This is a genomic window from Pseudolysinimonas sp. (assembly GCF_044239695.1).
Lineage (GTDB): Bacteria > Actinomycetota > Actinomycetes > Actinomycetales > Microbacteriaceae > Pseudolysinimonas_A.
The window spans coordinates 17,975-39,532 of record NZ_JBIIAW010000013.1; the positions used below are offsets into that span (position 1 = coordinate 17,975).

General features: G+C 69.6%; 20 protein-coding genes. 11 read left to right on the forward strand and 9 right to left on the reverse strand.

What is annotated here, in order from left to right; genetic code table 11:
* The first annotated feature begins 54 nt into the window (after positions 1-54).
* Positions 55-1,347, forward strand: coding sequence for a nicotinate phosphoribosyltransferase (locus ACILQS_RS03690; RefSeq protein ID WP_395638749.1), 1,293 nt, complete (start codon positions 55-57; stop codon positions 1,345-1,347).
* Positions 1,348-1,426: 79 nt separating this feature from the next.
* Here ACILQS_RS03690 and ACILQS_RS03695 read toward each other — a convergent pair whose 3' ends face one another.
* The 4 genes from ACILQS_RS03695 to ACILQS_RS03710 all read right to left on the reverse strand — a co-directional run bounded on the left by ACILQS_RS03695 (position 1,427) and on the right by ACILQS_RS03710 (position 5,422).
* The gene (locus ACILQS_RS03695) at positions 1,427-2,332 is read right to left on the reverse strand and encodes an endonuclease domain-containing protein (RefSeq protein WP_395638750.1); all 906 of its coding nucleotides are present in this window, start codon (positions 2,330-2,332) and stop codon (positions 1,427-1,429) included.
* A 103-nt stretch (positions 2,333-2,435) separates the two neighbouring features.
* Positions 2,436-2,708, reverse strand: a complete 273-nt coding sequence (locus ACILQS_RS03700) for a DUF3039 domain-containing protein (RefSeq protein ID WP_395638751.1) — start codon at positions 2,706-2,708, stop codon at positions 2,436-2,438.
* Between the two features lie 55 nt (positions 2,709-2,763).
* Positions 2,764-4,377, reverse strand: coding sequence for a hypothetical protein (locus ACILQS_RS03705; protein WP_395638752.1), 1,614 nt, complete (start codon positions 4,375-4,377; stop codon positions 2,764-2,766).
* A 7-nt stretch (positions 4,378-4,384) separates the two neighbouring features.
* Complete coding sequence (locus ACILQS_RS03710; RefSeq protein WP_395638753.1) at positions 4,385-5,422, reverse strand: ABC transporter ATP-binding protein; 1,038 nt, start codon at positions 5,420-5,422, stop codon at positions 4,385-4,387.
* A gap of 225 nt (positions 5,423-5,647) precedes the next feature.
* Between ACILQS_RS03710 and ACILQS_RS03715 the strand changes: the two genes are divergently transcribed.
* From ACILQS_RS03715 to ACILQS_RS03740, 6 genes are all read left to right on the forward strand, one after another.
* Complete coding sequence (locus tag ACILQS_RS03715; protein ID WP_395638754.1) at positions 5,648-6,340, forward strand: NTP transferase domain-containing protein; 693 nt, start codon at positions 5,648-5,650, stop codon at positions 6,338-6,340.
* 33 nt (positions 6,341-6,373) lie between these two features.
* Entirely contained in the window at positions 6,374-7,183 is an 810-nt protein-coding gene (locus ACILQS_RS03720; RefSeq protein ID WP_395638755.1) for an ABC transporter permease, read from the forward strand.
* Positions 7,184-7,936, forward strand: a complete 753-nt coding sequence (locus ACILQS_RS03725; RefSeq protein ID WP_395638756.1) for an ABC transporter ATP-binding protein — start codon at positions 7,184-7,186, stop codon at positions 7,934-7,936.
* A 61-nt stretch (positions 7,937-7,997) separates the two neighbouring features.
* Positions 7,998-8,864: a hypothetical protein gene (locus ACILQS_RS03730; RefSeq protein ID WP_395638757.1), complete on the forward strand. Its 867-nt coding sequence runs from the start codon at positions 7,998-8,000 to the stop codon at positions 8,862-8,864.
* A gap of 188 nt (positions 8,865-9,052) precedes the next feature.
* Entirely contained in the window at positions 9,053-9,280 is a 228-nt protein-coding gene (locus ACILQS_RS03735; protein WP_395638758.1) for a helix-turn-helix domain-containing protein, read from the forward strand.
* Positions 9,277-10,461, forward strand: coding sequence for a type II toxin-antitoxin system HipA family toxin (locus ACILQS_RS03740; RefSeq protein ID WP_395638759.1), 1,185 nt, complete (start codon positions 9,277-9,279; stop codon positions 10,459-10,461). Before ACILQS_RS03735 ends, ACILQS_RS03740 begins: the two co-directional genes overlap by 4 nt.
* Here ACILQS_RS03740 and ACILQS_RS03745 read toward each other — a convergent pair.
* On the reverse strand, positions 10,458-11,762 hold the full coding sequence (locus ACILQS_RS03745; protein ID WP_395638760.1) for a CDP-glycerol glycerophosphotransferase family protein: 1,305 nt from the start codon (positions 11,760-11,762) through the stop codon (positions 10,458-10,460). The two genes, ACILQS_RS03740 and ACILQS_RS03745, sit on opposite strands and share 4 nt — an antisense overlap.
* Positions 11,763-11,894: 132 nt before the next feature.
* On the opposite strand from ACILQS_RS03745, the gene ACILQS_RS03750 reads away from it, so the two are divergent.
* On the forward strand, positions 11,895-14,600 hold the full coding sequence (locus tag ACILQS_RS03750; protein ID WP_395638761.1) for a CDP-glycerol glycerophosphotransferase family protein: 2,706 nt from the start codon (positions 11,895-11,897) through the stop codon (positions 14,598-14,600).
* Here the strand turns inward: ACILQS_RS03750 and ACILQS_RS03755 are convergent.
* From ACILQS_RS03755 to ACILQS_RS03770, 4 genes are all read right to left on the reverse strand, one after another.
* Positions 14,597-15,652 (reverse strand): glycosyltransferase family 2 protein, encoded by a 1,056-nt coding sequence (locus ACILQS_RS03755; RefSeq protein ID WP_395638762.1) that lies wholly within the window; start codon positions 15,650-15,652, stop codon positions 14,597-14,599. The genes ACILQS_RS03750 and ACILQS_RS03755 overlap by 4 nt on opposite strands.
* A gap of 59 nt (positions 15,653-15,711) precedes the next feature.
* Entirely contained in the window at positions 15,712-17,088 is a 1,377-nt protein-coding gene (locus ACILQS_RS03760) for a S1C family serine protease (RefSeq protein ID WP_395638763.1), read from the reverse strand.
* Positions 17,089-17,171: 83 nt separating this feature from the next.
* On the reverse strand, positions 17,172-17,825 hold the full coding sequence (locus ACILQS_RS03765) for a PKD domain-containing protein (protein WP_395638764.1): 654 nt from the start codon (positions 17,823-17,825) through the stop codon (positions 17,172-17,174).
* Between the two features lie 116 nt (positions 17,826-17,941).
* On the reverse strand, positions 17,942-18,487 hold the full coding sequence (locus ACILQS_RS03770) for a hypothetical protein (protein WP_395638765.1): 546 nt from the start codon (positions 18,485-18,487) through the stop codon (positions 17,942-17,944).
* Positions 18,488-18,637: 150 nt separating this feature from the next.
* Between ACILQS_RS03770 and ACILQS_RS03775 the strand changes: the two genes are divergently transcribed.
* The 3 genes from ACILQS_RS03775 to ACILQS_RS03785 all read left to right on the forward strand — a co-directional run bounded on the left by ACILQS_RS03775 (position 18,638) and on the right by ACILQS_RS03785 (position 21,557).
* Positions 18,638-19,276: a TetR/AcrR family transcriptional regulator gene (locus ACILQS_RS03775; protein WP_395638766.1), complete on the forward strand. Its 639-nt coding sequence runs from the start codon at positions 18,638-18,640 to the stop codon at positions 19,274-19,276.
* A gap of 10 nt (positions 19,277-19,286) precedes the next feature.
* Complete coding sequence (locus ACILQS_RS03780; protein ID WP_395638767.1) at positions 19,287-19,901, forward strand: HdeD family acid-resistance protein; 615 nt, start codon at positions 19,287-19,289, stop codon at positions 19,899-19,901.
* Positions 19,902-20,786: 885 nt separating this feature from the next.
* Positions 20,787-21,557, forward strand: coding sequence for a PASTA domain-containing protein (locus tag ACILQS_RS03785; protein WP_395638768.1), 771 nt, complete (start codon positions 20,787-20,789; stop codon positions 21,555-21,557).
* Position 21,558 lies beyond the last annotated feature (1 nt).

Consider the following 21,558-nt stretch of genomic DNA (forward strand, 5'->3'; position numbering starts at 1 on the left):
TGCCAGGGTACTCGCCGCGGATCGGCTCGACGCCTCGCCGTTAGGCTCGACGTCATGACGAGCGCGCTCCTGACCGACCGCTACGAGCTGACCATGATCGACGCGGCGCTGCGCGACGGGACGGCCGATCGGCGGTGCGTGTTCGAGTTGTTCACGCGGCGCCTGCCGGCCGGGCGCCGGTTCGGTGTCGTCGCCGGCACCGGGCGGCTGCTCGACGCGCTCGCCTCGTTCCGGTTCGGCGAGGACGAGCTCTCGTGGCTGCGGTCGCACGACGTCGTGTCGGCTCCGACGCTCGACTGGCTCGCCGACTACCGCTTCACCGGGTCGATCGCCGGCTACCGCGAAGGCGAGGTGTACCTCCCGGGCTCGCCGCTGCTCGTCGTGGAGGCCTCCTTCGCGGAGGGCGTCATCCTGGAGACCCTGGCGCTCAGCATCCTCAACTACGACTCGGCGGTCGCCTCCGCCGCCGCACGGATGGTCGCCGCCGCCGACGGACGCCCGCTCGCCGAGATGGGCTCGCGCCGCACCGGGGAGCGCTCCGCCGTCGCCGCCGCCCGCGCCGCCTACATCGCCGGGTTCGCGGCGACGTCGAACCTCGAGGCCGGGCGCACCTGGGGCGTGCCGACGATGGGGACGGCCGCGCACGCGTTCACGCTGTTGCACGACTCCGAGGAGGAGGCGTTCCGGGCGCAGGTCGATGCGATGGGATCCGGCACCACGTTGCTCGTCGACACCTACGACATCACCGACGGGATCTCCACGGCGATCCGGGTGGCGGGCACCTCGCTCGGCGCGATCCGCATCGACTCGGGCGACCTGCCGACCGTCGTCGCCTCCGCCCGCCGCCAGCTCGACGAGCTCGGGGCCACCGGCACCCGCATCACCGTCACCAACGACCTCGACGAGTACACGATCGCCGCACTCCGGGCCGCGCCCGTCGACTCCTACGGCGTCGGCACCTCGCTCGTCACCGGCTCGGGCTCCCCCGCCTCCGGGATGGTCTACAAGCTCGTCGCCGTCGAAACGCCCTCCGGCGAGTGGCGGCCGGTCGGCAAGCGGTCGGACGGCAAGGCCACCGTCGCCGGGCGCAAGGTCGCGGTGCGCTCCCTCTCCCACGGGGTCGCCGTCGAGGAGACCGTGTACGTCGAAGAACCCGAATCCGACCCGAAGCCCGGCCGCGGGCTGCTCGTCGACCTCGTCACCGACGGCGTCGTCCACCCCGCCCACCTCGGGGCCGACGGGGTGGCCGCCGCCCGCGAGCACCACCTCGCTGCGATCGCGGAACTCCCCCTCGCGGCGTTCGCTCTCTCGCGCGGCGAGCCCGTCATCCCGACCGTCTACGTCTGACCCGCCCCGCCCCGCGTCGCCCGCGTCGCCCCGCGTCGACCGCGTCGCCCCGCGCATGAGTGATCCCAAAATGGATCACTCATGGCCGCGGCAACACGGATTGCGAGATCTCACGGAGCGGCACGACGAACCCGCGCGTCGCTAGCCGCCGTCGCGCACGTTCGATGACGCCCCGAGGATCGCCGAAGAGGTCCTCCTTCTGGACGCGCATCAGAAGCCACTCGTCATCGTGGATGATCTCCTGCCGCCTCAGGTCTGCCCCGAACTGAGGCGCGGCGCGATGGTGTGCGCCGTCGTACTCGATTCCGAAGCGCATGTCGGGCCAGGCGAGGTCGACGACGAACGGCAGCCCGCCGAGTCGGTGATTGATCCGCGGCTCCGGCAGGCCGCCCGCACGGAGAAGCACCCGCAGCAGCGACTCCGGCCGCGACGCCGAGCCGACTCGGACGAACCCGAGTGCGTCGACAAGGCGCCGCCGCCCTCTCGCCCGCAGATCGACCGCAAGACCTGCCGCGAGATCGTCCATCGTGGCCCACGCGGGCCGGTCGCGGCGAGGGGTGACGATCGCGTCCGCGACAGCGACGAGGTCGGGGAGCGCGAGGATCGGTCCCAGGGTGATCCAGGTGTCAACCGGTGCGAGCACCCGCAGACCTCGGATGTCGAGTGCGGCAGCAGTCGACATCCGACGATGTCCGACGACACCACGTCCGCGCACCGGCGCCGTCTCCGTCGGAACGGCCACGTGCACCGGGGAGGCGCCGAACCGCACCGGGAGCGGAAGGCCGAGGAGCTGCGCGGCGGTCAGGTGCGAGAAGACGGCATCCCGCCTCATCTTGACGGCGTAGGCGCGTGCCAGAGCCTCGGGGTCGTGCTCGACCCCGTGAGACGCCCGGATGCCGTGGAACGGTGCGGCGAATTCCGCTGACCGAAGCCGACTCTCCGACATCCCGGCTGCTCGAGCGGCGGCCACGCGGAACGGTTTCACACGGCGATCGTGGTTCACAAAGCGATCACGGTCGCCACGAGTGATCCCAAATGGGAGCACTCGTGCGCCCGCGACCCCGGGGAGGAGCCGACGGCGGGAGCGGTCAGGCCTTCAGGCGCTCGTAGACCTTCTTGCAGTCGGGGCAGACGGGGAACTTCTCGGGGTCGCGACCGGGGATCCACTTCTTGCCGCACAGGGCGCGCACGGGCTTGCCGGTGAGGGCGCTCTCGAGGATCTTCTCCTTCTGCACGTAGTGCGAGAAGCGCTCGTGGTCGCCGTCCTCGAGCTGGGTGTCCTCGAGGAGCTTCTCCAACTCGCGGTCGAGGGTGTCGGTTCCGCCCCCGACGGTGTCGGGTCCGCGATCCAGGTCAGCCATGACTCCAGGGTACGACCGACGGCTCAGTGCCGCACGGGCTCAGCGCCGCACGGGCTCAGTGCCGCACCGCGAACTCGAGCAGCTCCGGCGCGCGACGGTCGAACGTGGCACCGCCCACCCGGATGCCGAGCACCAGCACGGCGGCGCCGGCGACGAGTCCGGCGACGAGGGCGATCCACACCCAGGGGCCGGGGACGCCGAGCACGTGGAACACCGTCGCCGCGATCGCCGGGGAGGCCACCAGGAGGATGAGGAACAGGGAGCCGGCCTGCGTGCCGCTGCCGCTGGACCCGGTCACCTGCGGCTGCTGGAACGGGGCGTCGCCCGGCCGCGTCGCGGGGTACGGGAATCGCGCGGAGATCACACTCGAGATGCCGACGCCCCCGAGGAGGAGCGCGCCGCACACTCCGAGGACGGCGGGCGCGATCATCCAGTCGCCGTGCCCCCACGCGGTGAGCGGCGTCCCGATCAGCACGACCGGGATGCCCATCGCGAGGACCGGCAGCATCCGGCCGATCCGGTCGTCGACGCCGCGGATCTGCGCGGTGAGGTGCGCCCAGATCCCGGTGGAGTCGTAGGCGACGTCGTTGTGCAGCGTGCCCCAGGCCAGCAGCAGCACGATGATCGGCAGCGGGATGAGCGACGAGATCGACAGCGGGATGCCGACGATCGCGAAGGCGGAGAGGGTGACGATCGGGATGACCGGCAGCAGCACGAGCGCGATGCGGTAGCGCGGGTCGCGGGCCCAGTAGGTGAAACTGCGCGCGGCGACGGCGCCGACCGGGGTCGACGGCAGCCGGCGGAACCACCCCGGCACGTAGGCGGCGCGTTCGCGCGGGCGTCGCCGCGTGGGCCGCAGTTGGAACGCGAGGGTGAAGAGCCACACGACGAGCAGCACGAGGATGGTGAGGACGCCGAGGCCGAAGTCCTGCTGGACGAGGGCCGCGTCGCCCGCCGCCTCGTGCGACGGCGCGCGCCAGAACGCGCCGAGCGGCAGTGCCGTGAGCACGTCCGTGATCGCGGGGAGACGCAGCGGGGCGAGGGCGACGACGATCGGCAGCACCGTTTGCCACCACGCCCCCGGCAGCAGCGCAGCGATGGTCGGGGCGAGGTGCGCAGCGATCACGACGAGTCCGGCGAGCAGCAGCAGCACGGCGACGAGCCGGATGAGGGCGTTGACGGCGGGGCGATAGCGCAGCACCGCGCCGATCACGACGCCGATCCGCGCGGCGAGCAGCCCTTCGAGCACGATGAACGGCACGGCGATGGCCGCCGTCGTCGACGCCGCACCCTCCCACAGCCAGAGCGGGGAGAGGGCGATCGGGACGAGCAACAGGGCCGGTCCGATGAGCGTCGTGAACAGCACCGCACCCGCGATCGACAGCGGGCCGAAGCCGAACAGCCAGAGGGCCCGAGGATGCAGCAGTTGCGACCGCGCGACGACGAGCGGCAGGAAGAAGGCGGCCAGCGACACCAGCACCCCGGTGACGACGACGACCCGGTGACGCGTCACGGCGTCGAGTTCGGTGGCGAGCGACGCTCCGGTCCAGAGCAGCGCGACGGTGGCGGCGGCGAGGACGACCCCGAAGCCCGCCCAGGCGGCGGTGCGCGGCTCACGGAAGCCGTTGATCAGGAGGCGCAGCTTGAGGCGCAGCAGTTCGACGATCATGCGGGCATCAGTCGGAGTAGCTCTGCAGCCACTCCATCCCCTCGACGGCGGTCGCGCCTCCCGCGAGCTCGACGAACCGGGTCTCGAGGCTCTCGCCGTCGAGCACCTCCGCGAGCGGGCCGGCCGCCAGCATCCGGCCCGCGGCGATGATCGCGACGGCGTCGCAGGTGCGTTCGATGAGGCCCATGCTGTGGCTGGACAGCAGCACGGTGCCGCCGGCATCCGCGTACTTCTTGAGGATCGCGATGACCGACGCCGCCGACACGGGGTCGACGGATTCGAACGGCTCGTCGAGCACGAGCAGGCGGGGCGAGTGGATCATGGCCGCGGCGATCGCGATCTTCTTCACCATGCCGGCGGAGTAGTCGGACACGAAACGGTCGAGGGAGTGCCGCAGTCCGAATCCGGCGACGAGGTCGTCGATGCGGCGCGAGGTCGTCTCGCGGTCGAGTCCGCGCAGCGCGCCGGCGTGGTGCAGGAACTCGGCGCCGGTGAGCCGATCGAAGAGCCGCAACTGGTCGGGCAGCACGCCGAGCGACTTCTTGGCGACGGCCGGGTTGCGCCAGACGTCGGCTCCGTGGATGCGCACGACGCCGGAATCGGGGCGCAGCAGCCCCGTGATCATCGCGAGAGTGGTGGTCTTTCCCGCGCCGTTCGGGCCGACGAAGCCGTAGAACGTGCCGGCCGAGATCTCGAGGTCGACCGAGTCGACGGCGAGGTGACTGCCGAAGCGCTTCGAGAGGTTGCGCACCGAGAGCGCGGCTCCGGATGCCGTGACCGGCTGCGGGGTCGCTTTGCGCGCCTGCTTGACCGCCTTGGGTGTGCGCACCGCCAGGTCGGTGGATGCCGCCTCCGTCTCGACGACCGGAGGGCCGTCGACAGCCTCGGGCTCGATCACTTCCGGCTCGACGACTTCGACGGTCATCGCGACCGGGGGCCGGGAGTTGGCGCTGCTCGCGCCACGTGCCCCTCCGGGACGCGCCGCCGCCGAGCGCCCGCCGGGGCCTTTTCGGGCCGCGGGAGGGGCGTCGCGGTCTGATTCCACGGACCCACCGTATCAACCGCAGTTCCGAGGGAGTTTCATCACGATCCGGGAACGGTCGTGTCAACCACCTGGGGTTTTCCACAGGCCCGCCGATAGAATCCAGGGACACAACGGGGTGTCTTGCACAAGGTCGCGCGGTGAACAGCAGGTGAATGTTCACCTCATCGCGCGGCCCCCCCTCGCTCGTTTCATTCGACGGGCACCACCGTTTAGGAGAACCGGACCATGACGACGCAGATCGTGATCCTCGCCGCAGGCATGGGCAGCCGTCTCGGCCGCTCGCTGCCGAAGCCCCTCACCGAACTCAGCGACGGCCGCAGCATCATGCAGCAGCAGTTCGACAACATCCATCAGGCCTTCGGCGCCGATGTGGCCGTCACGATCGTCGTCGGCTACAAGCTGGAGCACATCGTCGAGGCCTTCCCCGACGCCACGTTCGTCTACAACGAGCGCTACGACCAGACCAACACGAGCAAGTCGCTGCTCCGCGCACTGCAGGCGTCGAAGGACGGCGGCGTGCTGTGGATGAACGGTGACGTCGTGTTCGACCCCGAAGCCCTCGTGCGCGCCGGCGATCTCGTCGCCCGCAACCAGAGCTTCGTGAGCGTCAACACCGCGAAGGTGTCCGACGAAGAGGTCAAGTACACGACCGACGCGAACGGCCACATCAAGGAGCTGTCGAAGACCGTCGTCGGCGGACTCGGTGAGGCCGTGGGCATCAACTTCGTCGCGCGCGACGACAAGGCGGCGCTGATCCGTCACCTGTCGAAGGTCGCCGACCAGGACTACTTCGAGCGCGGGATCGAACTCGCGATCGAGCAGGATGCCCTCCGCTTCCAGCCCGTCGACATCTCCGACCTGTACGCGGTCGAGATCGACTTCGCCGAAGACCTCGAGCGCGCCAACCTCTTCGTCTGAGGAGAGCCGCGCGTGCGCGACTAATGTTGCTGCGTGACCACCGACGCCGCCGCACGCCCTGAGGCGCGCAGACGGTGGTCGCCGCTCGAGCGCTACCGGCGTTCGCTGTGGATCCTGACGACGCGCGACCTGAAGGTGCGCTACTCGACGAGTGCGCTCGGCTACCTCTGGTCGATCCTCGATCCGCTCGTCATGGCGGCGATCTACTGGTTCGTCTTCACCGTCGTCTTCGGCCGCGGGGTCGGGCATGAGCCGTACATCGTGTTCCTGCTCGCCGGGCTGCTGCCGTGGATGTGGTTCACCGGCGCGGTCTCCGACAGCACCCGGGCCTTCACCCGAGAAGCGAAGCTGATCCGGTCGACGACGATCCCGCGCACCATCTGGGTGGCGCGGCTCGTGTTGAGCAAGGGGATCGAGTTCGTCGCCAGCATCCCGGTGCTCGCGCTGTTCGTGATCTTCGCCGGCGCGACCCTTCATGTCGAAGCCCTCTGGTGGCTGCTGGCCATCCCGCTTCAGGCCGCTCTGACGCTCGGCATCGGACTTCTCGTCGCCCCGCTCGTCGTGTTCTTCCGCGACCTCGAGCGCGCCGTGAAACTGGTGCTGCGGTTCCTCTTCTACGCGTCGCCGATCATCGACGGCCTCGGCGATCTGCCCGAGCAACTGCAGTTCTGGGGGGCTTTCAACCCCCTCGCCGGCATCTTCTCGCTCTACCGTGCGGCGTTCTTCCCGGAGGAGCTCGACTGGTTCGCGGTCGCGATCAGCGCCGCCATGACGGTGCTCTTCCTGATCGTCGGCTTCCTCGTCTACCGCGCCAGCATCCGGCGTGTGCTGAAGGAGATCTAGGTGAGCACCCCCGTGGAGGGCGCCATCCGCGTGCGCGACCTCGGCATCCGATTCACGCGCAATCGCGCCGCCCGTCGCAGCTTCAAGGATCTCTTCGCCGGGCGCACCCGTCGCCGCAAGCCCGACGAATTCTGGCCGCTGCGCGACCTCACGTTCGACGTCGCGCCGGGTGAGGCGATCGGCGTCGTCGGACGCAACGGGCAGGGCAAGTCGACCCTGCTGAAGCTGGTCGCCCAGGTGATGCTGCCCGACGAAGGGACGGTGACGGTGGACGGCGGCGTCGCCCCGCTCATCGAGATCACCGGCGGCTTCGTGAACGACCTCACGGTGCGCGACAACGTCAACCTCACCGCGGGCCTGCACGGCATGACGGCGCGCGAGATCGCCGAGCGGTTCGACGAGATCATCGCGTTCGCCGAGCTCGAGAAGTTCGTCGACACCCCCTACAAGCACCTCTCGAGCGGGATGAAGGTGCGGCTGGCGTTCGCCGTCATCTCCCGGCTCGAGGAGCCGATCATCCTCGTCGACGAGGTGCTCGCCGTCGGCGACGCGGCGTTCAAGGCGAAGTGCTACACCCGCATCGAGGAGCTGCTGGCCGGCGGTCGCACCCTGTTCTTCGTCTCGCACAGCGAGAAGGATCTGCTGCGGTTCTGCACCCGGGGGCTGTACCTCGACAAGGGTCGACTCGTGCTCGACGGCCCGATCACGGATGTCGTGAAGCGGTACAACGACGACTACGGCGTCAAGGGCTGACTGCAGCCTCCGGCGTCAAGGGCTGACTGCAGCCCCATCGCCTGAAGTACGGTGATCGGACATGGCCGACGAGCTCGAACCGATTGCCGCTCCCCGCATCCCGTCGACGGCGGAGCGGGGCTTCGACGCGCTCCTGTCGGTGCAGCGGCCGGTCGTGCTCGCCCACATCCGCAGCATCCGATCGCGACGCCCCGACGCCACCCCGACGCAGATCATCGCCATCCTCGAACGGCGCTACCTGACTGCGGTGACGACCGGGGGCGCGCTCGTCGGGGCCTCGGCGGCGATTCCCGCGGTCGGCATCGCCACGTCGGTCGTGCTCTCGGGAGTGGAGACCGCCGGGTTCCTCGAGGCGACCGCGCTCTTCGCCCAGTCGGTCACCGAGATCCACGGCATCGCGGTCGTCGACCGGGAACGCGCCCGCACGCTCGTGATGACGATGATGCTCGGCAACGGCGGCCAGGACCTCATCCGTCAGTTCGCCGGCCAGGTCGCCGGCGGCTCGCAGACCCGCAGCGCCTTCTGGGGCGAACTGGTGACCAAGAGCCTGCCGTCGGCGGCGTTCGCGTCGGTCGCCGACCGGGTGCAGAAGATGTTCGTGCGCAAGTTCGCGGTGAGTCAGGGCAGCTCGGTGGTCGGCCGGATGATCCCGTTCGGGATCGGCGCGGTGGTCGGCGGCGGCGGCAACCACCTGCTCGGCCGCCGGGTCGTCAACTCCTCGCGCACCGCGTTCGGCCCGGCCCCGGCGGCCTTCCCCGAGTCGCTGGATGCCGTGGTCAAGCCGCCGAAAGCCCCGCGCGCCCCGAAGGCGGTCAAGCCGCCGAAGAAGCCCAAGGAGCTCGCAACGCCGAAGCAGCCCAAGGCCCCCAAGCCGAAGGCTCTGCCCCGCGGCCGGGACAAGTTCCCGATGCTGCCGCCCGCGAGTTAGAACTCCCTGTCACTCGACGCCTCGTAGCCGCCATAGGTGCGCGCGCACGATCGTGCACATTCCGAGGACCTGATGACCACCACGAAACGCATCGCTCAATTTGAGCACGATCGTGCTCAAATCATGCACAAGTGACGTAAGATCGCGGAAGAGCGCAAGAATGTGCACGATCGCGCACAAGGAGTCGGATGAACGAGAAAGAGCTGGCCGCCGCCGCGTTGCGGCTCGGCGAACTCGTCGCGGCGCGACGAAAGAGCTTCGACGCGACTCAGCAAGACCTGGCCGACCTTGCCGAAGTGTCCCGCCGATCGATCTCCGCCCTGGAGTCGGGCAAGACGACGACCCGACTCGACATCGTCCTCCGCGTTTTGGCAGCGCTCGGGATCGACGTCGTTCACGCGATCGAGAATCGATGACAGACGCGGACGTCTACAAGGGCGGCACGTTGGCTGCCCGCCTCATTCGACGGAACGATGGAGTCGAGTTCCGGTACACCGAGGTCTACCTGAACCGCGGCGGCCCTCCCGTTGCCTCGACTCTGCCGTTGACGGCCGAGCCTCGTCTCACGCCTGCCGGAGCCGTCCCGCCGTTCTTCGCGGGCCTTCTCCCGGAGGGGCGTCGCCTCACCAACCTTCAGCGCAGCCTGAAAGCGTCCGCCGACGACGAGCTGTCACTCCTTCTCGCCATCGGTGGCGACACCGTCGGGGATGTTCAGGTCGTACCGACCGGGTCGGTTCCCGATGAGGGAAGGGCAGCTGTCACTGTCGCGAAGGACTTCTCGGAGACACTCTTCTCCGACCTTCTCAGTGATGCGGGCATCGTCGATCCGGCGGGACTCGCCGGAGTTCAAGAGAAGGTATCGGCGAGAGTGCTCTCGCTCCCCGTTCGGCGGGGCGGGATGCGCTACATCCTCAAGCTCTCGCCCCCCGAGTTTCCCCACGTGGTCGAGAACGAGAAGGCATTCATCGACCTGGCGCAATCCGCGCGGCTTCGACCCGTAGCTGCGTCCGTGTATCGCGATGCTGACGACCGGCCCGGATTGCTGGTCGAGAGGTTCGATCGAGTCGGAACGCGCGACAACCCGCGTCGGCTCGCGGTCGAAGACGCCTGCCAGCTGCTGGATCGGTGGCCGGCCGACAAATACAACGTGACGATGGAGGAGGTCGCCCTCGCGGTGATCGGGCGAACCACAGCACCGCCCTTCGCCGCGCGCGATGTCTTCCGTCACGTCCTGTTCGCGTGGCTCACCGGCAACGGCGATCTCCACGCCAAGAACCTCTCGGTTCTCGAGCGTGAGGACGGGGAACGCGTCGTCGCACCCGCATACGACCTGCCTTCGACGATGCTGTACGACGACCTGACGTTCGCTCTCGAGATCCAAGGTCGCACAGACGGATTGTCGCGCCGGGTCCTTCTTCGATTCGCGAACGACATCGGTCTGGGTCAATCCCTCGCCGAGAAGGAGATCGATCGGATGCTCGACTCCACCGCAGGCGTGCACGGGATACTCGAGCGGCTGCCGTTCGAATCCCGACGCATCACCGAGACTCAGAAGCGTCTCGCCTACCGACGAAAGCTCCTCGTCCCTGCGGGCTAGTCAGCCTGCGGCACGCTCTCCTCGTCGGAGTCGTCTTCGTCGTCGAGAGCGTCGTGCTCGACCCGGGGCTGGTCGACGTGAGTGGCGGCCTGCTCCTGCCAGCGCTCGACGAGGAGGTCGATCGCGGCGTGGAAACGCGCCGTCGACGAGCCGGGCGTCGTGTCGCCGAAGTGGTGGTTCGCCCAGAAGGCGAGGTTCGACCGCGACGCCTCGTCGGTGATCACCCGGTCGAGGAACCCGAGCGGGTCGGCGAGGTCGGCGGTCGACATCCATTCGGCGGAGGCGAGGAAGCCGCTCTCGTCGACCTCCGCGGTCGGGGATGCCGGGCGCGTCACCACGAGCGGCTTGCCGGTGGCGAGACGGTCGTAGACCATCGCGGAGATGTCGGTGACCTGCACATCGGCGACGGCGATCTGCCAGCCGAGTTCGCCGCCTGCGTCGAACAGGTGACCGGCGGCGGGGTCGGCGGCGGCGATCATGCGCTGGATCTGCTGATTCGCCTCGCGGTACTCGCGCGAGTTCACGCCGCTGCGCGGGTGCGGCCGATAGATCAGCCGATGACCGGGCGAGGCGATCACCGCTTCGGCGAGCGCGACGCCGTGCGACGCGATCGAGCCGTACGCCATCGTCGGCCGGTCGCCCTCCCAGGTGGGCGCGTAGAACACGACGGTGCGACCGTTGCCGGCGAACGGCACGTGATCCACGAGGTGGTCGGACTGCGGACGTCCGATCGCGATCACCCGGTTCGCGACGTCGTAGTTCCACAGCTTCTTCGCGAGCCGGTCGAGTGCGGCCTGACCGGCGACGAAGGCGTAGTCGTACGCCTTGTACTGGTTCGACGTCATGTAGATCTTGTCGGACTCGCCGTGGTTGATGAAGACGTGCCACATCCGGCCGTAGCGGAACATCTGGAAGTTCTTGATGTTCTGGTTGACGTAGAGCATCGTCGCGAGGTCCTGCTGCTCGAGGAAGCCCTCGATGTCGGTGACCGTGCGGAGGTACAGCACCGGCACCGGCGACTCCTCGCGGAGGGTGAGGTACGCCCCGGGGCTGCGGGCGATGATCGCGACGCCGCGGTGCTTCGCCAGTTCGGCGAGCGGCGCGTACCACTGGCGGATCTGGTACAGGTTCACCCGGGTGTCGGCGAAGTACACGCCGATCTGGATGCTGCCGGGGATCGGCCGCGGGTCGGTGGCGGCGAAGCGGTTCGCCTCGTTGCGCCGCCGCCGGGTGCGGAGCCCGTTGCGGAGCACCTTGATCGCCGTGCGAGCGTCGCTGAGCAGCCGACCGAACAGTCCCATCGGAACCTCCCCCGTCGATCTAACCAGCACGACCTCGCGCGGTCCGCCCTGGCCCCGGACCACCGGGCCGCCGTGACAGAATCGTGACCGTGCCGCCGATGGCGCGGTGAGAAGGGGTCCCGCACTCCCGCCATGGCGAGATTCACATTCGGAGTCGGCAACGCGCGCAAGTTGCTGCGACTCCCCCTGTATGCGCTCGGGGCGCTCGCGACCCTGGTCGTGCCCCGCACCGACCGGCTGTGGGTGTTCGGCTCCGGTATCGGTCTGGGTGAGGGCGCCCTGCCGCTCTACCGGGCGGCGCGGGAACGGCTCGACGACGGCACCCGGCTGGTCTGGCTCGCGACGACCGACGCCGAACTGGCCGAGGCGCAGGATCTCGGGCTCGACGCCGCACCGAAGAGCGGATGGCGCGGCTTCCGGCTGACTCTCCGCGCCCGGGTGCTCGTCGTCACGCACGGGTTCGGCGACGTGAACCGCTTCGCGACGCGCGGCGGCTTCGTGGTGCAGCTCTGGCACGGCATCCCGCTCAAGCGCCTGCACCTCGACTCCCCCGCGACGCTGCGCGTCTCGTTCCTGCCCGACCATCGCCTGGTGCGCGCCGTCGTGGCCCGGGCGTACCGAGCCGCCGGCCGCGGCATCCGGTTGTTCCCGGTCGCCTCGGAGCTGGTCGCCGCCCGGATCTCGTCGGCGTTCGGGGTGCCGCGCGACCGCATCGTCGTGACCGGCGATCCCCGTGACGACGCCCTCACGACGCCGGCCGCGCCGCTGCTGGAGGCGGGGGGATCCCGCACGATCCTCTACGCACCCACCTGGCGCGACGGCGATCCCGATCCCGCCACCCCGACGCCCGAGCAGTGGCGGGCCCTCGCCGCGTGGCTCGACGCGCGAGACGCCGTGCTCTACGTGCGGGCCCATCCGCTCGGTGCCGGCGACTACGCGGCCGGCCCGGCGCTCAGCGACCGCATCCGGATGCTGGGCTCCGACCGGGTGCGCGACGTGAACGCCGTGCTGCCCGAGATCGACGTGCTCGTCACCGACTACTCCTCGATCGCGTTCGACTTCGCGCTGCTCGACCGGCCGATCGTGTTCCTCGCCGCCGACCTCGAACCGTATGCGAAGCGGCGCGGACTCTACGACGCCTACCGGGAGTTCAGCGGCGGCCGGCACACCACGGGCTGGGAGGGTGCACTCGAGTTGCTCGGCACCGCCCTCGACGGCGACCCGGCCGCCCTGCGGCACAGCGCGTGGCTCCGCGACGAATACGTCGACGTCTCGGGCGGCGCGACGGGTCGGGTGCTCGACGAGATCCTCGCGCGCACGCGCGGCGCCGACGCCCCGGCGGTCGCCGTACGGGAGCGGCCGATCGTCGCGATCCAGTCGACGGACGGGCCGAGGGTGCGCCTCACGATCTCGGGCCCCGTGACGGCGGCGCGGCTCGAAGGCCGACGGGCCCGGGTGGAGGGCATCCTCTCCCCGCTCGGCGACCTCACCGTCGCGGAGTTCGATCTGCTCGCGCCGCGGTGGGGCGCCATCGACCTCGCGCTGCCGTCGGACGGCTACCGCCTGCAACTCGCCACCGACGAGGGCTGGTCGTCGCGCACCGTGATGACGGGGTCGACGGTGCTCGACCACGAGCTGTTCCGCGCGACGATCGAATCCCGGGCCGGCGGCGTCGTCGTCGCGGTCGCCCCTCCGCTGACGGTCGACGAGCGCGGCCCGGTGGCCCAACGGCGACTCGAGCAGGAATACCGGCACTCGCGACCGGCGCCCGAGGACGCCGTGTTCCTCGAGAGCTTCTACGGTCAGTCGGCATCCTGCAATCCGCTGGGCATCGACCGCGCCCTCGCCGCGCTGCGCCCCGGCATCACGCGGTACTGGAGCGTCGTCGACGGCTCGGTCGCGGTGCCCGACGGCGCGGTGCGGCTCATCGAGGGATCGCGGGAGTGGTGGCGGGTGCGCGCCTCGGCACGCGCCCTCGTCGTCAACGACTGGGTGCGCAAGCGCTACCGCCGCCGTCGGCACCAGAAGGTTCTGCAGACCTGGCACGGCACGATGCTGAAGAAGCTCGCCCTCGACCGGAAGGTGGGGTTCCGCACCCGCATCGCGGTGACGCGCGAACGAGACCGCTGGGATGCGCTGCTCGCGCAGAACCCCTACTCCGCCGAGATCTTCCGTTCCGCCTACGCGATGCGAAAGCCGATCTGGCAGGAGGGGTATCCGCGCAACGACGTGCTGCACGACCCGGAGCGCGCGGCGGCGGTGCGGGCGGCGATCGGCATCCCGGCGGATGCCCGCGTGGTGCTGTATGCGCCGACCTGGCGCGACGACCGCACCGAGATGGTGGACTTCGTCGACCTCGCGGCGTTCGCCCGGGACCTGGCCGATTCCGACGGAAGCAGCGGCTTCGTCGTGCTCGCCCGCGGACACTCCCGCACCCTCGCCCACGGGAAGGATCTGCTCGGCGAGAACCTCGTCGACGTCACCAGCTACCCCGACATGGCCGACCTGCTGCTCGTCGCCGACGTGCTCGTCACCGACTACTCGTCGGTGATGTTCGACTTCGCCGGCACCGGTCGGCCGATCGTGTTCTTCACCCCCGACCTCTCGCACTACAGCACCGACCTCCGTGGCTTCTACTTCGACCTGCTCGAGTCGGCGCCGGGGCCGGTCGTGACGACGCGCGACGAGCTGCGCGAGGCGATCCTCGCCGCCGCCGACGGGCAGCCCCCGTACGCCGCGCGCCGGGCCGCGTGGCGGGAGCGCTTCACCCCGCGCGACGACGGCGCCGCCGGGCAGCGCGTGGTCGAGCGGATGCTCGCGGAGGGCTGGCTGCCCTAGGACTCCGTGCGGGAGCGGTCGACGACATCCCGTGCCCCGCGCAGCACTCCGACGAGGAACCCCGCACCCCAGCTCAGATGCATCGTCGCGAGCACGACCATCAGCCGCAACCGGTCGGCGAGCGACCCGGGCGTCGTGATCGCCGCGACCACGAGCAGGCCGAGGTAGGCGAGCGGCCCGAGGTAGGCGAGCGCGAGGATCCAGCCGAGGATGCCGCTCAGCACGCCCGTGAGGTGCAGCGGGAGGAGCACCGCCGACAGCACGACCGAGATCAGCAGAATCGGAGGCGCGAAGAAGCGCAGCGGGTTGCTGGCGCCGAGCCGACGCACGAGTTCACCGCGCCACACTCCGGTCGCGAAGAACTGGCGGTGGAGTTTGCGCAGAGTGTCGCGCGGCCAGTAGCTCACCCGCAACTGCGGGTCGAGCCAGACGATGTGACCCGCCTGGCGGAGGCGGTAGTTGAGCTCCCAGTCCTCGCCGCGGCGCAGGGTCTCGTCGAAACCGCCGATCTCGCGCAGCGCATCCGCTTTCATGACGCCCATGTACGCGGACTCCGCCGGCCCTTCGGCCGCCTGTTCGCCGTGGTAGGCCCCACCGCCCAGACCGTAGCGACTGTTGTACGCCCGGGCGACGGCGGCCTGCAGCCCGGGCCTGCCGGTGGCGATCATCACGCCGCCGAGGCTGGCCGCGTCGGTGCGGGTGAGGGTCGCGACGGCGCGGCTCGTGTAGCCGGGCGCCAGCTCGGTATGCGCGTCGACGCGCACGATGATCGGATACCGGCTCGCCGCGATCGCGAGGTTCAGCCCGATCGGAATGTCCATGCCCGCGTTCTCGACGAGACGGATGCGGGGGTCGTCGTTCGCGAGACGGGCGACGATGTCGGCCGTGCCATCCGTCGACGGGCCGACGGCGAGCACGATCTCGAACTCGCCCGGGTGGTCTTGGGCGACGATGCTCGCCACGGCGGCCTCGAGGTATCCCGCCTCGTTGAGGACGGGCATCACGTAGGAGACGGGCGTGGGCGAGTCACCGGACGACGGGCGGCTCGGCATGGCGCGAGCCTATCGCGCGGGCCGACCCGTCTCCTGGTCGACCCGCGCGATGGTGCGACCTACTGCGCCTGATACTCGCCGAGGGTGACCGTCACGGTCTGCTCCTGGCCGTTGCGGATGAAGACCAGTTCGGCCTCGTCGCCGGCGCCGTGGAGGCGCACCTGGGCGGTGAGGTCGACGCTTCCGGTGATCTGCACGCCGTCGAGTTCGGTGACGATGTCGCCCTTTTGCAGGCCCGCTTCGGCTCCGGCACCTCCGGCGGTGACCTCGTCGATCACGGCGCCGACGGTGGAGCCGTCGGCGCTCGACGCGTCGCGCACGGTCGCCCCCAGCAGGCCGTGGGTCGCGGTGCCGTTCTCGATGATTTCGGTGGCGACGCGCTGCGCGAGGTCGGCGGGGATGGCGAAGCCCACCCCGATGGATCCGGCGGTGGTGCTCGTCCCGCCGGCGCTGGCGATCGCGACGACGATCCCGATCAGTTCGCCGGAGTCGTTGACGAGCGCGCCTCCGGAGTTGCCGGGGTTGATCGACGCGTCGGTCTGGATCACCGGGAGTGAGATCGTGCCGCTGCTGGTGGTGGTGTCCTGCCCGGGGATGTCGAAGTTGAACGGGCCCCCCTGCGACCCCTCGTCGTCGGTTCCGTCGTCGGTTCCGTCGTCAGGGACGGCGGAGGAGGCGATCTGGATGCTGCGGTTGAGCACGCTGATGATGCCGTCGGTGACGGTGTTGGCCAGACCGAGCGGGGCTCCGATCACGACGGCGCGGTCGCCGACGTCGAGGGCGTCGACATCCCCGAAGTCGATCGGGGTGAGGCCGTCGGCATCCACGAGCTTGATCACGGCGAGGTCGACGATCGGGTCCGTTCCGACGATCTCGGCCTGGTAGATGTGACCGTCGGCGGTGGTGACTTCGATCGTGCCGTCACCCGATGCGCCGTCGAGGGTGACGACGTGGTTGTTGGTGAGGATGTAGCCGTCTTCGCTCAGGATGACGCCGGAGCCGGTACCGGCGGCGCTCTGCGAGCTGACCGCGATCGTCACGACCGAGGGTCCCGCCTTCGCGGCGACGGCGTTGACGACGTTGACCGAGTCGGGGTCGTTGACGGTGATCGTCTGCGGCTCGGCACTGCTCTGGTCGGCGGCGACGTTCGTCGAGACCGCCCAGGCGGCGATGCCGGCACCGGAGGCGCCGCCGACGAGCGCGGCGGCCGCGGCGACGGCCACGAGGGCGCCCGCTCCGATGCGTCGGGGGGCGGCAGCCTCCGGGGTGGAGGGGGTCGGGGGTGTGCTGGCCTGCGGGGGCTCGAGGGGCGGCGAGGCGACCGGCGGAGTCGGCGTGGAGGCGTCCGGAGCGGGGGTAGCGGGCGTGGCCGCGGGGGTTCCCTCGGGCGCAGCGGCTTCGGGGCGAGGGGTGGAATTCGGGTCTGACTCGGACATCGAGTGCTCCTTTCGGCGGAGCCAGCTTCTCGCCGAATCCTGTGCGTCCGTTATGGCCGCGCTGGGAGCCTACTTCGGTTGCGTCAACATCCCGGGCCCGACGGGTTGGCGAGACAGTCATGCTCGACGAGCACCGTCTTCGCGGTGCCGACCCGGATGTGCAGGTCGTTCGCCGGCAACGTGATGGTGCCGACGACCGGCCGCCACGGGCCGCCCGCGAAACGGTACTCGGCGGTGAAGACGATCGACAGGGTGATCGTGTAATCCCCGAGCTGCTCGTACACGTGGGAGGTCGGGGTCGGCTCGAACTCCGCGACGCCCTGCGACGCCCAGGTGCCGCCCTTCGTCCCCTTCGTCGCCGCCGTGCCATCGCCGTAGGCCCACCGGTAGGAGGTCGGGGTGAACCGCACGTCGGCCGGACGCCCGAGCAGCGTCCCATTCACCACGTGCACGCCGGTGATCGCGTAGAAGTTCGTGTCGAGCCCGGCGACCGTCCACCCGTCGGGTTCCATCCGCTGACGCCCCGGGGTCGGGAAGAAGGTCGCGATGTCGCGGATCGTGATCGTCGGGATCGCCTCCTCCTCTGCCGGTGCGTTGCACGCGGAGGGGTCGACCTGATGGGTGATGAAGCAGCGCGCCGCCGGAGTGAGGATCTGGGGAGGAGCGGATGCTCCGCCGCTCCCCGTGGAGCCGCTGCCGGGTTGTCCTGGTTGGGAGGCGTCACCCGTCAATGTCACGGACGAGCCGTTGGAACTCCCGCCAACGTTCGGGCATCCGACGAGGACCGAAGAGCCCACGCACTCATTCGGCCCGGCGACGGCAGACCCCGCGGGCGCAAGGACCAAAGCCGCCGCTACGAGAAGCAGAACTGTGAATCTGACCATTGGTCGCTGTCCGAAACTAGTAGAGGGTCGGAGTCTCCGGTCATCGAAACCTCGAGAGCGACCAACGAATCTCGATCTACGGGCGTTACGTCGTTCCCGCCTCCATCCACGATCACGACATTGCTGACGTCCACGCACGCGTAGAAGGTGATCTCCACGTCACCCTGCACCTCGCCATACTGCTGGAGAAGTACTCGCGTCACGCGAGAACTGCCGACGGAACGGATGTCGTTGTCCGCGAAGTATGCGAATCCGTCTAGCTCGTCAGACAACTGGTCCGCCGTCACGAATGGCGCGATCCGTTCCGGATCCACTCCACCTTCGCTGGAGATCAAGTTCGACATCTCCAAGTACGCCGAATATGCGGCTTCCGCCGCCGCAAGCGCTTCCTCCTCCGACGCGAACACCGGGGTGGACGAGGGAGTCGGCGGCAACGTGGGGAGCGGATCGCCGCCGCCGCATCCGGAGAGCGCGAGCATCCCGAGCACCGCCACCGCACCGACAACCCTTCGCATGGCCCCACCGTACCGACGCACCACGGGCGTTCTGCGAGATATCCACACCCGCGAATCACCCGCCTCCCCACCCGTGGACCCGTCCTCTGAGGCCAGCCTGGGAAGGAGGCGACCCGTAGAGTGAAACGCGTTGGGGGAAGAGGATCGTACGTGGACGAATCAGGGCTGGACGAGCTTCTCGACGCCGCATCCCATCTGGTGACCGAGGACGGCTTCGACGCGGTGTCGATCCCCCGGATCGCGCTGCAGGCGGCGATGTCCGAGGATCAGGTGCTCGCCCACTTCGGATCCCTCGAGGATCTTCTCGTGTCGATGCTCAATCGCGAGTTCATGGCGCTGTGGCGCGACATCCTCGACGACATCGAGCGCGACCCGCGCGGCGGGCTGCTGTCGCACATCTATCGGTACACGATCTCGGGCGTCTACGAGCGACCCCTCGTGCGCGCGCTCTACCTCGCCGACCGCGACGGACTCAACACGATCATGCGCTCGACCCACGGCTTCGCCTACGTCCCCGAGTTCGGGATGCGGACCTCCTTCATCGAACAGATGAAGGAGGCCGGCATGGTGCGCCCGCACGTGGATGCCGCCAACCTCTCGGCGGTGCTGTCGGCGGTGTCGGCCGGTGCCGCGCTCACCGCGCCCCACTCGCAACTCGACCTCGTCAACGAGGGACTCTTCGACCTGTTGAGCGCGTCGGTCGACGCCGACGTCGATGACACGTCGCCCGGAAAAGTCACCTTCGTCGAGTACGCGATGAGTCTTACCACCCCGGACGGGCGTGGCTAGGCTCGGCGCTATGAGCTCCTCGACGAACGCCGCCCCCGACCTCGCCGGATTCGCCGCCGTCGGCAAAGCGATCTGGTGGATGATCCTGCTGCGCGGCATCTTCGCCGTGCTGTTCGGCATCTTCGCGATCGCCTTCCCCGACGTGACCCTCGTCGCCCTCGCCATCCTGTTCGCGGTCTACGCGATCCTCGACGGCGTCACGACCATCGCCCACGCCATCCGGATGCGCTCCCGCTCGTCGCGCTGGGGCTGGCTGCTCGTGCAGGGCATCCTCTCGGTGCTCGCCGGAATCGTCGCCGCGCTCTTCCCCGTGCTCACCGGCGTCTTCGGCGCCCTCATCGTCATCTACCTCATCGCCTTCTGGGCGATCGTCACCGGCGTCGCCGGTTTCCGCGCCGCCCACGCGATGACGGATGGCGGCCGCAAGACCTGGGCGTACGTGGCGGCCGCGCTGAGCGTGCTCTTCGGCATCGCCCTCGCCGTGATGGCAGTGGTGAGTCCGGGGAACGCGATCTCGGCGCTCGTGCTCGTCATCGGCATCTACGCGATCATCGCCGGTGTCGTGCTGATCGCGTTCGCGATCTCGGCGCGGGCGACCGCCCGGAAGGTGCTCGCCTCCGCCTGAGCGTCAGGGGTAGCTGCCCGGAGAGCCGCGCGAAGCGCTATCGCATCCTGCTTGGCGCCGCCAGAATGCAACCATGGTGCCCGACCTTCCCCGCTCGTCGCTGCCTTCTTCGAGCGGGGGCGACGGACGCGCCTGGTTCAGAGTTTCACGGCCGTCCTGCGTCGCATCCGTCGAATGCGACCTGTGACGCGGGCGCCACTCTTGAGCCGCCCGCGCTCGGCCTCCACGGCTTCCGTGCCAGCCACGCGGGTTCCGACCCCCGGCGCCGTCATCACCGGGCGGTGGCGAGCCTTCCGCCGGAGCCGCGCGTTTCTCCCTGCGGCGATCCTCGTCCCCGTCCTGGCCTTCTCCAGCATGGGCGGCGCCTACGCGGCGTGGGACTCTACCCGGGTCGTCATGCCCGATGTGATCGGCCTGCCACTCGCCGACGGGATCGAGCAGCTGGAACGATCGGACATCCACGTCGAGGGCGCTGAGCCGCCGGATCCGTCACTGGACCCGAACTGCTACGTGATCTCCCACCAGTCGACCACCGCTGGGAACCGTGTCGTTCCTGCGGAAGCGGCGGTCGGGCTCGAGGTGGAGCCGGCTCGACGTACCGTCCCCGACCTCACCGGGATGACGCTCTCGGAAGCTCGGCAGGCACTGAGCGCGAACTGCCTCCACCAGAAGCAGGCTCACGTGTGGTGCGTCCCCGAAGGATTCTCGGGCGATACCGAGACCCTGAGAGCGACCGAGCTCGAGGAAGACACCGGCTTCACCTTCGACCCGATCTTCACGCGACTCCGGCACGAGACTCTCTCTCCCGACGACTCGTGGATCGTGTGCGATCAGCTCACGAATCCATCACAACGTGTCGATGCCGGATCCGAGGTCGGACTCGTGTTGACCGCGCCCCTGACCACCGTGCCCGCTCCTGAATCACCGGTGCTCGTATCGGTGCTCGAGGCGCTCGATGAGACCGCAGACGGATGCGCGCTCGATCCCACGATCGTGACGACCTTCCCCGAGAACCCCGATGCGCTTCGTGGCGTGCGCCCGCCGTCAGCGGAGCAGATGGCGGGCTGGTCGGTCGCGTCACTGACGCCGGAATCCGGCCGGGCCATCCTGTGCGAGCAGACGATCCGCGTCGATCTGATCTGGCCCAAGACAGTGATGCCTGGACTTGTGGGGCTCTTCCACTCTCCAAGCACCGCGCAGGCCGTGACCGCGACGACGTCCGCTCTCGAAGCCGTTGGGCTCTTGGCGACATGTTCCGGCAAAGGCACTGTGACAAGCCAGTCACCCGCCGCGGGTGACCCCGTGCCGATCGGCACGGCGGTGACCTGCATTGCCGAACTCGTGATGCCCAGTGTCGTCGGCATGGACCCGACGTCCGCGGAAGCGACACTGGCCGCGGCGGGCGTGACAGCGTCAGGGAGCGGAAGCGGCGTCGTCGTGAGCCAATCGCCCGCCGCGGGAACCAAGCTCACCTCCGCGGGCGGCGCGACCTTCTACGCCGAGCAGCCCCGTCCGGCACCGGTCGCGGGAGGAGGCTACGCGTACTACGAGAATTGCACGGCCGCGCGTGCCGCCGGGGCCGCGCCGATACGTCGAGGAGAACCCGGTTACGCGCCGAAGCTCGACCGTGACAACGACGGGATCGCGTGCGAGTGAC